The sequence below is a fragment of the Corynebacterium sp. HMSC068G04 genome, assembly GCF_001814885.1.
GTDB lineage: Bacteria > Actinomycetota > Actinomycetes > Mycobacteriales > Mycobacteriaceae > Corynebacterium > Corynebacterium hiratae.
This window is the reverse complement of record NZ_KV818328.1, coordinates 107,690-122,130: the sequence shown is the minus strand read 5'-3', so window position 1 is coordinate 122,130 and position 14,441 is coordinate 107,690. Positions and strand designations below refer to the sequence as shown.

Annotated in this window: 13 protein-coding genes and 1 tRNA gene; 3 read left to right on the top strand and 11 right to left on the bottom strand. The window is 60.7% G+C overall.

All coding sequences use genetic code 11. From position 1 onward, the window contains the following. Window positions 1–133 precede the first annotated feature (133 nt). Complete coding sequence (locus tag HMPREF2993_RS06750; protein WP_046648326.1) at window positions 134–934, bottom strand: Bax inhibitor-1/YccA family protein; 801 nt, start codon at window positions 932–934, stop codon at window positions 134–136. Between the two features lie 490 nt (window positions 935–1,424). Here HMPREF2993_RS06750 and HMPREF2993_RS13465 point away from each other — a divergent pair, with 490 nt between their 5' ends. Continuing rightward, window positions 1,425–1,832 (top strand): hypothetical protein, encoded by a 408-nt coding sequence (locus HMPREF2993_RS13465; RefSeq protein WP_141756271.1) that lies wholly within the window; start codon window positions 1,425–1,427, stop codon window positions 1,830–1,832. A 187-nt stretch (window positions 1,833–2,019) separates the two neighbouring features. Here the strand turns inward: HMPREF2993_RS13465 and HMPREF2993_RS06745 are convergent. The 6 genes from HMPREF2993_RS06745 to HMPREF2993_RS06720 all read right to left on the bottom strand — a co-directional run bounded on the left by HMPREF2993_RS06745 (window position 2,020) and on the right by HMPREF2993_RS06720 (window position 6,701). Further along, window positions 2,020–2,096: transfer RNA gene (locus tag HMPREF2993_RS06745), tRNA-Leu, on the bottom strand. A gap of 105 nt (window positions 2,097–2,201) precedes the next feature. Next, the gene (locus HMPREF2993_RS06740; RefSeq protein WP_046648325.1) at window positions 2,202–3,155 is read right to left on the bottom strand and encodes a Ppx/GppA phosphatase family protein; all 954 of its coding nucleotides are present in this window, start codon (window positions 3,153–3,155) and stop codon (window positions 2,202–2,204) included. A 16-nt stretch (window positions 3,156–3,171) separates the two neighbouring features. Continuing rightward, window positions 3,172–3,720, bottom strand: coding sequence for a DUF501 domain-containing protein (locus HMPREF2993_RS06735; RefSeq protein ID WP_046648324.1), 549 nt, complete (start codon window positions 3,718–3,720; stop codon window positions 3,172–3,174). Window positions 3,721–3,754: 34 nt separating this feature from the next. Next, window positions 3,755–4,306: a septum formation initiator family protein gene (locus tag HMPREF2993_RS06730; protein WP_070701630.1), complete on the bottom strand. Its 552-nt coding sequence runs from the start codon at window positions 4,304–4,306 to the stop codon at window positions 3,755–3,757. A gap of 182 nt (window positions 4,307–4,488) precedes the next feature. After that, complete coding sequence (eno, locus tag HMPREF2993_RS06725) at window positions 4,489–5,766, bottom strand: phosphopyruvate hydratase (RefSeq protein WP_049155525.1); 1,278 nt, start codon at window positions 5,764–5,766, stop codon at window positions 4,489–4,491. Between the two features lie 143 nt (window positions 5,767–5,909). Then, complete coding sequence (locus HMPREF2993_RS06720; protein WP_049155526.1) at window positions 5,910–6,701, bottom strand: lytic transglycosylase domain-containing protein; 792 nt, start codon at window positions 6,699–6,701, stop codon at window positions 5,910–5,912. A gap of 223 nt (window positions 6,702–6,924) precedes the next feature. Here HMPREF2993_RS06720 and HMPREF2993_RS06715 point away from each other — a divergent pair, with 223 nt between their 5' ends. Beyond that, window positions 6,925–7,347 carry a hypothetical protein gene (locus HMPREF2993_RS06715; protein WP_070701628.1) on the top strand — a complete coding sequence of 141 codons (423 nt, stop codon included), beginning with the start codon at window positions 6,925–6,927 and terminating at the stop codon, window positions 7,345–7,347. Here the strand turns inward: HMPREF2993_RS06715 and HMPREF2993_RS06710 are convergent. Then, on the bottom strand, window positions 7,344–7,958 hold the full coding sequence (locus HMPREF2993_RS06710; RefSeq protein ID WP_046648321.1) for a MazG nucleotide pyrophosphohydrolase domain-containing protein: 615 nt from the start codon (window positions 7,956–7,958) through the stop codon (window positions 7,344–7,346). The two genes, HMPREF2993_RS06715 and HMPREF2993_RS06710, sit on opposite strands and share 4 nt — an antisense overlap. 81 nt (window positions 7,959–8,039) lie before the next feature. On the opposite strand from HMPREF2993_RS06710, the gene HMPREF2993_RS06705 reads away from it, so the two are divergent. Beyond that, window positions 8,040–9,527, top strand: a complete 1,488-nt coding sequence (locus HMPREF2993_RS06705; protein ID WP_049155530.1) for an amino acid permease — start codon at window positions 8,040–8,042, stop codon at window positions 9,525–9,527. Here HMPREF2993_RS06705 and HMPREF2993_RS06700 read toward each other — a convergent pair. From HMPREF2993_RS06700 to HMPREF2993_RS06690, 3 genes are read right to left on the bottom strand one after another with little or no spacing between them, the layout of a single operon-like run. Beyond that, complete coding sequence (locus tag HMPREF2993_RS06700) at window positions 9,524–10,006, bottom strand: hypothetical protein (protein WP_070701626.1); 483 nt, start codon at window positions 10,004–10,006, stop codon at window positions 9,524–9,526. The two genes, HMPREF2993_RS06705 and HMPREF2993_RS06700, sit on opposite strands and share 4 nt — an antisense overlap. After that, complete coding sequence (mfd, locus tag HMPREF2993_RS06695; RefSeq protein ID WP_070701624.1) at window positions 10,006–13,644, bottom strand: transcription-repair coupling factor; 3,639 nt, start codon at window positions 13,642–13,644, stop codon at window positions 10,006–10,008. Before mfd ends, HMPREF2993_RS06700 begins: the two co-directional genes overlap by 1 nt. A gap of 12 nt (window positions 13,645–13,656) precedes the next feature. After that, on the bottom strand, window positions 13,657–14,265 hold the full coding sequence (locus tag HMPREF2993_RS06690) for a TetR/AcrR family transcriptional regulator (protein ID WP_046648318.1): 609 nt from the start codon (window positions 14,263–14,265) through the stop codon (window positions 13,657–13,659). Window positions 14,266–14,441 lie beyond the last annotated feature (176 nt).

The window sequence follows — 14,441 nt, the reverse complement described above, 5'->3', positions numbered from 1 at the left end:
ATCGCGCAGCACTGAGCGCCTTGCTTCCCCACGGGGGTTGTAGTTGCAAGCGAACTGGACATAGAAAACCGGCGGCCGGCACCCAGAAGTCGTTGTGGGTGCCGGCCGCCGGTTCTTAAAGGCGGTGCCGAGGCTAGTCCCTGAAGTAGCTCAGCAGACGGAGAATCTCGGTGTAGAGCCAGACCAGGGTCACAGCCAAGCCGAGAGCGATGCCCCAAGCATACTGAGCCGGAGCGCCCTGGCGGATGAGACGGTCAGCCTGATCGAAGTCCGTCATGAAGGACAGGGAGGCCAGAACGATACAGACCAAGGAGAAGATGATGGCAAGCATGCCGCCATCACGCAGCGGGTTAAAGCCGAAGAAGATAGCTCCCAGTAAGTTGCCCAGCGCCATCACAGCCACGCCGGCGATGAGGCCGAACATGATCTTGTTGAACTTCGGGGTGACCTTGACTGCACCGGTCTTGTAGACCATCAGCATGCCGATAAATACGCCAACGGTGCCCATGATGGCCTGGCCGATAAGCGCCATACCATCGGAGTTACCGAAGGATACGCCGGCAAACATGAGCGAGAATCCGCCCACGAAAAGGCCTTCAAACACTGCGTAGATTAACGTCACCGCAGCAGATCCGAACTTCTTACCAAACGTTGAGACCAGAACAGTAACGAAACCGCCCAGCGCACCAACCAAGGTAAGAATCATTGAGATGCCCGGGTTGATCAACTCACCAATAGCGAAGTTGAGTACGGCCATAACGATAATGACGCCCAAAGTGATGCCAGTCTTGGTCACGACATCATCAACCGTCAGCGGACGATCAGCGCTGCGGTTTTCTTGGCTGAATGGATTGTCACTCTGCCCGTAGGGATTACCCTGGGTCTGGCTTTGGCTGGACGAGAGGGAACTCATCACGGGGTTACTAGAACGCACGCGAATCCCGATTCCTTTCACAGTCTTTCTCTAAAAGCAGCCCCGGAGGGGGTGCCGTGTTTGTCATTTCACTGGGATCAACGTGCCCCATTGCTAGGAAGTTCCCAAAAATCCCAAAATTCGCAAAATTGTCCACACGTGCCAACGAAACGTCGGGAAGCACCGCTGCACTGCGGTAGCACACTGTGTCCTTGGCTAAGGACTGTGAGGTCTTCTCCCCGCTCCTCGTCCAAGGACGCTACGAAGAGGCTAGGGTTCTTTTCATTCACTATCACTTCAATGGAAGGCGGCAAGCAGCATGAAGAAATTTAGCCTTGCGGTTGCTGCTATTGCTTTTGCCCTCGGCAGTTGCAGCACCGGGCCCGCACCTGAACCAAGCCCAACGAGTACTAGCAACAACGAAACTGGGCCCGACGAGGCGCCACCAAGCACAAGCCCGTCCAGTACCTCCCCCGCAGACGCCTCCACATCCACGGAACCAGAGTCCCACGTGGAAGAGGCACAACCTGACCCAGAACTTCCCGCATCCGACGCTCCTGTAGCAGTAGAACAAGTACCCGCGGAACCCACCGTCGTGGAATGCCTTGAGGGCACCCCTGGCCCAGCACGATGGTCAGATGGCACAGTCTCTTACTCTCAATGGTGTTTCGACACCCGAGGCGGCGAGCAGTACCTCGAAAATGAGGGCCAGGCCGGACTAGAAGAAACTGAGGAATGCGTCGGCCCGGCGGCAACATGTGGATACGGCACTGCAGATAATGGCGCCCGTAACCCAACCTCGGGCGAAATCCAGACTTACCACGGCTGCCAAGACGGATACATTGATGACCCAGACCTGTGCTCCGCAGTAGAAGATATAGTCCGAGCTGCCGACCCAGACGGCTCCATCTATCAGTAGACAAACCCCGCATCACAACAACCGATCCCGACGCTGAAAGCACGGCCCGAATGCAGGGGCGGTACCGCTAGGGGCTTGTGAGTCAGAGACACAGTTCCAGCAAAACTGTGTTGTCTAGCGATTTTTTAGAGGGTTTTTAGAGGGTTTTCACTTTTTGCTCCAATTTTTCCAGCATTTCCGCTGGTCATGGTGCCCCCAGTGGGACTCGAACCCACACTGAATCGATTTTAAGTCGACTGCCTCTGCCGATTGGGCTATGGGGGCCAAACCGTGCCCACTTATCTTAGGGCACGGGTGGACACATGCCGAAAATAGGGTCGGCAACCGTAGAACTGTGCCGGTCCGCGGGACGGTACCGGCCTAGTTCGCTTAGTTTGCGACAAGGCCGCTAATGATGCCATCGAGGATGTCCTTCTCACTGATGAAGAAGGAACGAGCATCACTGTTGCGCTCAATCATCGTCATGATGCCCTCCACGGCCACGCAGCCGCCGCCGATGACATCGGCGCGGCCCGGGTGGATGACGGGGTTGAGGGCCCTCACGTCCGAGGACAAACCGATCATCTGCCGGGTGAGTACCCGCAGAGCGTCGAAGCGCAGCTCGGATCCGTGGATGGAGTCAGCATCGTAGCGTTCCATGCCCTGAGCCAGCGCCGAGAGCGTCGTGAAGGTACCGGCGCAGCCGACAAAGGTTTGGGCTTTGTCGATGGGCACGATCTTTTCCACTTCAGCCATGCGTTCAGCGACGTAATCAGTAGCGATCTCTATTTCTGCTTCGGTAGGCGGATCGTTGCGCATCATGCGCTCAGTGAGTCGCACGCACCCCATCTGCGCAGAGTGGGAGCCGAGAATCTCGCCGTCGATTGTCCCAACGACGAACTCCGTCGAACCGCCGCCCAAGTCGATGACACAGTAGGGCCCCTTCTCAGAGCGCAGGTCCCCCACCGCACCGGTGAAGGACAGCAGTGCTTCCTCCTCCCCGGAAATGATCTCCGCGCGGGCACCCGGCTGGACCTGACTAAGAAGCTCCTCGGTCATATCGAAGAACTCGCGGTGGTTTTTGGCATCACGCGTTGCCGAGGTTGCCACCATCCGCACGCGCTCAACCTTCTCAAACTTCATCTGCTTGACGTATTCTTCGAGGGCCGCACGAGTCCGTGCGAGTGCTTCCGGCTCGAATTCACCGGTGGCGTCGACGCCCTGTCCGAGGCGGACGATCTCCATCGTGCGGGAGATATCCCGAATCTTGCCATCCTCTTGGATCTCACTGATGAGCAGGCGGATGGAGTTGGTTCCGCAGTCGACAGCAGCGACGCGAGTCATAAGGCTAGCCTTTCTCTTAACCGGCGTTAGAAAAATCAAACTGGGTCATATCAATGCCCAGGTCCCCCACGGTGGGCCAATCCTCCGGGATGGCGCTTCCCCGGAGTTTACCGTGTTCTGCAGCCATCGCGACGGCCTCGGTGCCAAAGCGCACCCGGCCCGGGCCTTCTGCCAAGGCATAAGCAATAAGCACGTGGAGGCACTTAACGCGCTCAGGCATGCCGCCACCGGAAAAATCAGTGCCCAAGTCCTCCATGGCATTGCGGGTTTCCAGGTAGTGTTCGTGCGCTGCCTGGTAGTCCTTCTGCAAGTCCTCATCCGCCGCGAGACGCTGCTCCATCCATTTCATGACGTGGGCAACTTCAAGGCGCGATGCCTCGGCGGTCAGGCGCGGATCAGTGAGGTAATAGAGGGTAGGAAACGGAGTGCCGTCGGGAAGCTTAGGCGCCGTCTTAATCACGGCAGGAGCTCCGTCGGGGGTGCGGTAAGCAATGTCCACGACGCCGCGCGGAGTGCGGCCCAATTGTTCGCGGACGACTTCAAGATCAGCATCGGTCACGGTCATAGGAACCATTGTGACACGGAGGCGCGGGTGCGTCCTATTCAGCAGGAGCTTCGACTAAGTCTTCCGGCGGGTTCTCCGCTTCCGGTGGGGTTTCAGTGTTCGGTGGGGTCTCAGCATCCTGTGACACCGAATCCCACAGCACCGTGTACCACGCGCGCTCGTCGACGTCCTCGCGGCGTTCCGAGGTCACCGTATCGCCTGAGTCCATCCGCGGATCCATGATGCGGAACGCGGTTTCTCCTTCATCCATCACACCGAAGCGACGACGTGCTTCTTGTTTGACGTATTCCTCGGATCGATACTTATCAATCTCGGTGAGGAGGTTTTCCTTTTGCTCCTGCTTGGCGGCAATAGAGCTTTCCAGGCGCGCTATCTCCGACTGGCCATGGTAGTAATTGCGCAGCGGAACGGCAATGGATAAGAGGACTATGAGCACGACGGCGATAATGACGCCCACTCCCAGAATGTCGAGCCCCTTAGGCTGGGCCGGGCTCTTCTTCGGCTTGGTGCGCTGCGCGTCGCGGGCACGCGTGTGGACCGGAACGGTGTTCCGGCGCTTCGTGCGGGAAGAAGTAGTGCGTGCCATCGGGAAGTCATTGTATCCCGCTACAGCCCAGGTGGTGCGCGGCGCGCGTCGTGTCTCAGAAATAACATGCGTCACAGCGCTATGGAGGCCACCCCGACGAAAAAAGGTGCCACAGTTTCCTGTGACACCTTTCGCTTAGACGCTATCTCAGCGAGTGGCCGGTTCCCGGCTACTCCTAGAAACTAGCCCTGGAAGCGCGGGAATGCGGAGCGGCCGGCGTAGACGGCTGCGTCGCTGAGCTCCTGCTCGATGCGCAGCAGCTGGTTGTACTTGGCCACGCGCTCAGAACGTGCCGGGGCACCGGTCTTGATCTGGCCGCAGTTGAGGGCAACCGCGAGGTCAGCAATGGTGGTGTCCTCGGTCTCGCCGGAACGGTGGGACATCATGGTGCGGTAGCCGTTGCGGTGAGCCAGCTCGACGGCGTCGAAGGTCTCGGTCAGGGTGCCGATCTGGTTAACCTTCACCAGCAGTGCGTTGGCTGCCTTCTTCTCGATGCCCTCCTGGAGGCGGGCCGGGTTGGTGACGAAGAAGTCATCGCCCACGATCTGGACCTTGTCACCGATGGCTGCGGTGAGCTTGGTGTAGCCCTCCCAGTCATCTTCCTGCAGCGGGTCCTCGATGGAGACGATCGGGTAGTTGGCAACGAGATCCTCGTAGACCTTGGCCATCTCCTCAGCGGTGTGCTCGCCGCCCTCGAAGTGGTACTTGCCATCCTTAAAGAACTCGGAGGAAGCAACGTCGAGTGCCAGAGCAATGTCCTCGCCCGGCTTCAGACCGGCCTTCTTGATTGCGTCAACGATGAGGTCGAGTGCAGCCTTGGTGGACTCGACGGACGGAGCGAAGCCGCCCTCGTCGCCCAGACCGGTGGACAGTCCCTTGTCCTTGATGACGTTCTTGAGGGCGTGGTAGACCTCAGTACCCTGGCGCAGCGCCTCGGAGAAGGACTCCGCGCCGATCGGAGCAATCATGAACTCCTGGACATCCACGCCGGAGTCAGCGTGGGAGCCACCGTTGAGAATGTTCATCATCGGAACGGGCAGGACGTGAGCGTTCGGGCCACCGACGTAGCGGTAGAGCGGCAGGCCAGCAGACTCGGCAGCAGCCTTGGCAGCGGCAATGGAGACGCCCAGGATGGCGTTGGCGCCGAGGCGGGACTTGTTATCAGTGCCGTCCAACTTGATGAGGGCCTGGTCGATCAGGCGCTGGTCATCGGCCTCAAAGCCGGCAAGCTCATCAGCGATTTCTTCGTTGACGTTCTCAACTGCCTTGAGAACACCCTTGCCCAAGTAGCGGTCACCACCGTCACGCAACTCGTGAGCCTCGTGAACACCGGTGGAAGCGCCAGACGGAACGCCGGCAACACCGCGTGCTCCATCGTCGAGGAATACTTCAGCCTCAACGGTGGGGTTACCGCGGGAATCAAGAATTTCGCGTGCCATTACGTGGATGATGTCAGCCATGCTGCTTTCACTCCTATAGAGCCAAATTGATCTTGGGTTCGTGTTCTGGGAGGGGCTCCCAAACCACCTGCAGCCAATTGTTCCAGAAAACTTCGGAACGTGTCGGGCGGAAACGGACAACGTGATAAAGATCTAGAAAGGCGCTAGGACGTCGCAGGCTGTTCGATGGCATAGGAATTCGCCGCAGCGGCCACTTTACGCAGGTAATCCTCGGATTGGTTGTAATTGAGGATGGCTGAGCGCCAGCCTTCCGGCGTCGAAAGGTCTCTATCGCCGAAACACAACAAGGCGGCAGCGCCCAGCGCGGCATCATCGATTTGATTTGGATCGGCTACGCCATCACCGTTGGCGTCGCGACCAAAATGCTCCCACGAAGACGGGATGAATTGCATGGGGCCTACCGCCCGATCAAACTCAGTATCGCCATCAAACACGCCGCCATCGCTGTCCGGAACGTGGGTGGTGTTGTTCGTACCGTCGAGAGGGATGCCCACGATGGGCGGCTCGGGGTGACCGTTCTCATCGAGTGAAGAACGGTGGAAGATGTTGCCGTTATAGGTCCCGTGACGGGTTTCCACCCAGCCAATCCCGGCGAGGGTATTCCAGCGCAGATTGCAGTTCGGCCACGACTGCCGCGCGATCAATTCGGCGTTGCCATAGGCCCGCAAAGCTTGGGCGGGGATGCTGGTGGCGTCGGCAAGCTGATCAGACCACCACGTCAATTTGTCCGCGGTGCGCCCTGGCGCTTCGACGTCAATATTGGGCACTTCTGCCCCACCGACGGGTGGAAGATCCTCCGGAACGGGGGACAGCTGCCGGAACGGGGAAGGCTTATCAAGGAAGGAAAGACTCCACGCCACCAGGGAAATGATCAGAATGATGGCCAAGACAATGCCGAGGCCACAGCCCCCAATCCTCCGTAGCCCCTGTGTCATAAAGGTGAATACTACAGACGGTTTCACGTGTGGGTTAGACCGACACAGAGGGCGCCGCTTGGCGACGAAAGGAACCTAGCTAAGCAAAAATATTTTGGATAATTATGTCAAACTATTCCCATGCGTAACATTGTGCGCTACACTGCACCGATGAACGGTCCGCCGCGCCTACGCCGGTCCTGCACGTTCTTTCAACGCCCTTTCTTCAATCTCAAGGAGTTCCATGTTCATCCGTCGTATCGCTGCCACCGCTGCCGCTGTTGTCACCCTGGGTGCTGTCGTGCCCGCCACCGCGTCCGCCGCGTCCCTCGAAGAGTTGGGCGGCTTCCTTTCCCAGGGCATCCAGAATGCTGACTGCAACACCCTCCGCAGCACCCTGATGCTGATCGATCAGACGACCGAGGGCGAGCTGCTCGGCCCGGACACCACCCGCAACCAGCTGTCGAAGAACCTCATGGCTCTGGGCAACTCCGAGGACCTCGGCGCGCTGGCCCTCGCCGCTGTGAAGTACTCCGGCCAGACCGCTGACCGCGCCCTCGAGTGCAAGATCGTTAAGGAAGACACCATCGTCACCGGTGGCACTGGCCTGTCCTCCACGCTCACCGACTACGCTCCCCTGCTGTCCTCCATTATCCAGAAGGGCTAGTCCTTTTCGCGGGCCTTGCCTTCGGCCCACAGGCGCTCCTGCTCCTCTACCTCCACGACGTCCTCCGTGCCGTCAAAAAGGTAGGGCGCGCGGGAGCGCATTTTGTTGACGAAGGACATGGCGACGTCATCGAGGCTAAAAGCTCCGCGGCGCGCCGCTATCTCGGCATGGAAAAGGACTTGTAAGAAAACATCACCGAGTTCCTTGAGCAGCTCGGCCTCAGAGGCGCGCTCCCGCACCGCCTCGGCGAACTCCGCGGACTCTTCCTCCAGATACGGCAGCAAGCTCTCATGGGTTTGATCGCGCTCCCACTCCCCGATGCGCCGGGCCCGCGTCATCACCTCGCGCGCCTGCCACATCGGCTCCTCCAGGGAGGGGGCAAGGATGAGCTCCGCGTGGGCGTCGATAAGCGCGCGCACCTGCGGGTGGGACGGATCTGTGCTCACCACAACACCGTGGCCTGCCGGATCCTCACCGCACAGGAGCTGGTCGAAATTCCACCGCACCTTCACCGGTACTTCATCGGTAAAAACAACAGGTCCCTGCAGTTTTCCAACGGCCTCCAGAGGGATTAGGGTGGGCCAGCGCGGATCTAACAACAGGACAGTCATAAGCAACGAGTATAGGTCCCGGGTTCCATGAGCTTTCGCTGCAGTTGCACAAAAGCCCGCCTTAAGGGGTATTTTTAACCAATGACCACTTCCAATCTCACCGAATCGCCGCGCACGCACTCCGTGACGCTGTGGACGCTTGTCGCGCTCATCATCGGTTCCACGGTGGGCGCGGGTATCTTCTCTCTCCCGCAAAACATCGCCTCCGTCGCCGGCCCGGGCGCCATGCTCATCGGCTGGCTCATCGCCGGCGTGGGCATGCTCTCCGTCGCCTTCGTCTTCCAAATCCTGGCGCACCGCAAGCCGCACCTCGACTCCGGTGTGTACTCCTATGTCCGCGCCGGCTTAGGTGATTTCATCGGCTTCACCTCCGGTTGGGGCTACTGGCTGGGCTCCGTGATGGCCCAGGTCGGCTACGCCACATTGTTCTTCAACACCATCGGCCACTACGTCCCCCTCTTTGACGCCGACCACCGCTGGGTTTCCGCCATTGCGGTGTCTTTGCTGTCGTGGGGTATTTTTGCGGTGCTGGCCCGCGGTATTAAGCAGGCGGCCATCATGAACATGGTCACCTCCGTGGCCAAGATCGTGCCCATCCTGGCCTTCATCGTCATCCTCGCTTTCGTGGGATTTAGCTGGGACAAGTTCACCCTGGATATCTGGGGCAAGGCTTCTGATAAGTCCCTCTTTGAGCAGGTGCAGGGAATCATGCTCTTTACCGTGTGGGTCTTCATCGGCGTGGAGGGCGCTTCGGTCTACTCCAAGCAGGCTCGCACGCGTGCCGACGTCGGCCGCGCCACCGTCATCGGCTTCATCAGCGTCTTGGCGCTGCTGGTGTCCGTGTCCACGCTGAGCTTCGGCGTCCTTACCCAGGAGGAGCTCGCAGCGCTTCCGGATAACTCGATGGCCTCCGTGCTCACCGCCGCGGTCGGCGAATGGGGCGGCGCGCTCATCTCCCTGGGCCTGTGCCTTTCCGTGCTCGGCGCCTATGTGTCCTGGCAGATGCTGTGCGCGGAGCCGATCGTCATGATGGCTGTCGATGGTCTTCTCCCCCGCAAGATCGGCACCGTGAACATCGCCGGCGCGCCCTGGGTTGCGCAGCTGATTTCTACGCTGACGATTCAGCTCTTCGTCATCGTCTTCTTCCTCAACGAGACGTCCTATAACGCGATGGTGCAGCTGGCCACCATCATGTACCTGCTGCCCTACATCTTCTCCTCGCTGTACCTGGTGCTCTTGGCGGTGCGCGGCAAGGGGCTAACCCACCCGCACGCCGGGGTGCGCTTCGACTTGTCTGGCCCGGAGGTGAGCCGCCGCGAGAACCGCCGCCACCTCTACATCGGCCTCGTCGCCTTCATTTATTCCGTCTGGCTCATTTACGCCGCCGACCCGGTCTACGTGCTGCTTGGCGCGCTGGCTGTGGTCCCGAGCATGATCCCTTACGTGGCCACACGCTTGCACAAGAAGGAGCGCGTGTTTAACACCTTCGAATGGTGCGTTGTGGCGCTGGTGATTGTCGGCGCTGTCGCCGCGGTGTGGGGTTTGGGCACCGGGCGCCTCGTTCTCTAGAACACCTCAGGTGCTGAGCGGTGCGAGAGCACCGCGTACGTGATGCAGCTTGCGAGCCACATCACGTGGCCGATGCCGCTGATAACGAGGAGGATGCCGCCGGTGATTGTGGCCGCTTCCTCGTTGCCAAACCACCACGTCGGTACGGTGGCCGGTCCGATGTCTCCAAAATCCGGCAGGTTGGCGTTGCCCAGGATGAAGCCGATGAACACCAGGGCCATGGACACCCACGCCCACTCCAGCTTGCTCTCGTAATCACTGCGGATAAAGAGCGGGAGAAGCCCAAGCAACACCCACACGCCGACCAGGAAAATCCCAAACATTATCAGCATGAAGGTGAGCCAACCGCCGTTCTCACCGCTGAACTTTATGACCAGCGAGACGGGGATGCTGATTAACGCCGCGAACATCCACACCGCCACCATGACGATCCGTTGATTCGCCCGGGGATAGCCAATGCGGTTGTTCGCGGCGTCCATTACTTCTCTCCTACGCTAATGACGTTTTTCTTAGTCTTAGCACCACTGACGTCAACGTGCTCGAGTTCAAACATCGACGCTAGGAAATCCGCCACCCATTGCAGCAGCTCAATGTCACGCAGCTTGGGGTCTGTGACATTCCGTCCTGCCTTGGGGAAGCTGAGCTGGATTGCTTTGGCCGCCGCGCGGTAGTTGGAGCCCGGGTAGAGGCGCTTGAGGCGTACCTGTTTCGAATCCGCCAGCTCCACCGGGTGGACCTTGATGCGCGTGCCCTGCACCGTGATGTCGCTGACCCCAGCCCGGCGGGCCTGGTGGCGCAGGCGGGCCACGGCGAGAAGGCGTTCCACCGGCTCCGGAACGGGGCCGTAGCGGTCCTGCATTTCCTCCACCACGTGTGCCAGGTCCGCGTTGTCTTTGGAGGCTGCGAGCTTGCGGTAAACCTCTAGGCGCAGGCGCTCGGAGTTGATATAGGACTCCGGGATGTGGGCGTCCACCGGCAGGTCGATGCGGATTTCCTTCGGCCCTTCGTCCGTGACCACGGGGGTCTCACCGCGGGCAAGCGCCTTAAAGGTCTCCACCGCCTCACCGACAAGGCGCACGTAGAGGTCGAAGCCCACGCCGGCGATGTGGCCGGACTGCTCCGCGCCCAGCACGTTGCCGGCACCGCGCATCTCAAGGTCCTTCATGGCCACGGCCATGCCCGCACCCAGATCGTTGTTTTGGGCGATGGTGGCCAGACGGTCATAGGAGGTCTCCGTCAGCGTGGCGCCCTTCGGGTAGAGGAAGTAGGCGTAGCCGCGCTCGCGGGAGCGGCCCACGCGCCCGCGCAGCTGGTGTAGCTGGGATAGACCCATGTGGTGGGCGTTTTCCACGATGAGGGTATTCGCATTAGCAATATCCAGACCGGTCTCCACGATGGTGGTACACACCAACACGTCGAATTCGCGGTCCCAGAAACCTTGGACGGTGCGTTCAAGCACGTCCTCGTTCATCTGGCCGTGCGCGACGACAATGCGCGCCTCCGGCACCAGATCCCGCAGCTCGCGGGCTTTCTTCTCGATGTCAGCGACTTTGTTATGGATGAAGAAGACTTGGCCGTCGCGAAGCAGCTCGCGGCGGATGGCCGCGGCCACCTGCTTATCCTCATACGCGCCCACATAGGTCAGGACCGGGTGACGGTCCTCCGGAGGCGTCAAAATCGTAGACATTTCACGGATGCCCGCCATGGACATCTCCAAGGTGCGCGGAATCGGCGTCGCGGACATGGTGAGCACGTCCACGCTGGCCTTGAGCGCCTTGATGTGCTCCTTGTGCTCCACGCCGAAGCGCTGCTCCTCATCCACCACGATGAGGCCCAAGTTCTTCCACTGCACGCCCGTTTGCAGCAGGCGGTGCGTGCCGATGACGATGTCTACGGAACCACCCGCCAAACCGGCCAGAATCTCCTTGGATTCCTTGGCCGAAGTAAAGCGTGACAGCACCTCGATATCCACCGGGAAGCCCTGCATGCGCTCGCGGAAGGTATCGGCGTGCTGTTGCGCCAACAGGGTCGTGGGCACGAGGACCGCCACCTGCTTACCGTCCTGCACCGCCTTGAAGGCTGCGCGCACGGCCACCTCGGTCTTGCCGTAGCCCACATCACCGACGACCACGCGGTCCATCGGCACCGTGGATTCCATATCCTGCTTGACGGCATCGATGGCCAGCATTTGGTCTTCAGTCTCGACGAAGGGGAAATTATCCTCCATCTCCGCCTGCCACGGCGTATCGGGCCCAAACTGGTGGCCCGGTGCTGCCTGGCGCTTGGCATAAAGCTCCACCAACTCACCGGCGATCTCGCGCACTGCGGCGCGCGCCTTCTTCTTGGTGTTCTTCCAATCCGAGCCGCCCATCTTGGACAGCGTCGGTGCCTCACCGCCGGTGTATTTGCTCAACAGATCCAACGAATCCATGGGCACCCACAGCTGGTCGGCCGGCTGGCCGCGCTTGGACGCCGCATACTCCAGCACGATGTACTCGCGGCGCGACGTCTCATCACCGGACTGTACGGTGCGCTCGGCCATCTTGAGGAACTTGCCGATGCCATGGGTCTCATGCACCACGTAATCCCCCTGCTTCAAGGCGAGGGGATCCACGCGGTTGCGGCGCTTTGCTGGGCGACGCTTCGCACCCGCAATATCACCGACGCGGTTGCCCGTCAGATCAGTTTCCGTAATGACGACGAGCGGCAGCGCCTCAGCATCCTTCAGCTTGCGTACCTTCGGGAACACCAGACCTGCATGGGACAAGGCTTGGTAGAGGGTGACCTCACCGGGGCTCGGCTCCCACCCAGGCGTCGCCACCTTGGTAGGGATGCCCTTCTCCGCGAAACGCTCCACCATGCGCTTAATCGCACCCTGGGCAGGAGCAATAAACGCAGCCCGCCCACCAGCGGTGGTGTGCGCTAGAAGCTGCGCCATCATGGCATCAATCTCTGAGATATCACCGCGCGGAGTAGGACCGGGCTCAAAGTCCAGCGGCAGGGTCTCCGATTCGGCGGCAACGAACATCCCCGGAGGGGCAAAAGTCCACAGCGGGGCCTCGATATTCCGGCACGTCGCCTCAAGCGACTCATAGGAGCGGTAACTCGACGCCGAGGTATCCAAGCCCTCGGCAGCCAGCGGACCATCCGCGCCCATCGCGGCGGCCTCCCAGCCAGCGGCCAAGAACTCCGCATCGGTGGATTCCAGGTCCGCAATGCGCGTGCGGATCTTTTCCGGCGCCACGAGCACCACGTGCGTCCCCGCCGTGAGGAGTTCGGGGAGGGTGACAAAGGGGTCGTCAGCTAGCACGGCCAGCAAGGCCTCCATACCGTCGGCCGGGATGTGCTCGCCTACCTTGGTCAGCAGTTCTGCCAGCGCCGCGTTGCCACCGAACTTCTGCGCCAGTTCGCGGGCGCGTGCGGCAACCTCATTAGTAATCGGCAGCTCGCGAGCGGGATAGATGGCGACCTCGCCGACCTCAATCTCCGGGATGGCTCGCTGATCGGCCACGGAGAACTGGCGGATATCCGTAATCTCATCGCCCCAGAACTCCACGCGCACCGGGTAATCCGAGGTGGTTGGGAACACATCGAGAATGCCGCCGCGCGTGGCGTACTCACCGCGCTTGGCCACCATATCCACGTGCTTATAGGCGCGAAACTCCAGCTCCGAAAGGATCTGTGAGAGCTCGTGCTCAGCTTCTTCCTTCAGGAAGATGGGCTCGCGGCCTTCCACTTTGCTCAGGATAGGCTGGCAATACCCGCGGGCAGAGGTCACCACCACTTGGGCTTTGCCCGCCCCCACTAGGTCGAGCACACGCGCGCGCTTGCCGACGATATCCGGGGCCGGCGACAGCCGCTCATGCGGCAACGTCTCCCACGCGGGAAAGTAGGCGACCTTATCCCCCAGCATGGCTGCCAGCTCCGCGGTGAGGTCCTCCGCCTCACGCCCGGAGGCAGTCACCACCAGCACCGGCGCGTGGTGCGCCAGCGTTCCAATGGCCCAGGGGCGGGCCTGGTCGATGCCCGTGATGTGCAGCGACGGTGTGCCCACTTGAGTAGCGAGACCTTTGAGTTTCGGATCTGAGGCGGCTACTTTGAGCAGCCCGCCCAGCATCGGCGTTGCCACCTACTTGGCTCCCTTCAACTTCGGTGCTGCTTCCATGCCGGAAAGACCATTCCAGCACAAATTGACGATGTGCGCTGCGACTGTCTCACGCGAAGGCTCGCGTTCATCTAGCCACCACTGGGCCGTGGTGGCCACCATGCCGACGAGCGCTTGGCCGTAGAGCACCGACAGCTCGGGGTCGAGACCGCGGTGTTCGAAGGCCTCACCGAGGATATGCGCAATCTGATTTACCGCTGTGTTCAACAGCGTGGAGAAGCTACGCTCCTCCCCTGGCTTGGAGTCGCGCACGAGGATTAAGAAACCATCGGTCTCCTCCTCCACGTAGGTCAGCAAAGCGACGACCCCCTGCTCGATGCGCTGGCGCCACGAACCCGTCTGCAGTGATTCCGTGACGACCTTTTCCAAAGCGACGAGCTCGCGGTCGATGACGACGGCGTACAGGCCTTCCTTGCCGCCGAAGTGCTCATAGACCACCGGCTTGGACACGCCGGCGCGCGCGGCGATGTCTTCCACGCTGGCACCATCGAAGCCGCGTTCTGCGAAGGCCGCGCGCCCAATGGAGATCAATTGCTCACGGCGCTCACGCCCGGTCATCCTTTGTCGAACCATGACTCCTACTGTATCTCCCCCACCGGACATCGCCCTCACCAGCCAAGAGCGCCGGCAGCAACGTGAAGGTCGGCCACCTGTTTAGGTCTCGTGTGCACCCGTCAGGTAACATGTCCCCCAGCGCTCACTACAGTGTGCGCAGTTTCCCCATGGTGTAATCGGCAACACTACGGTTT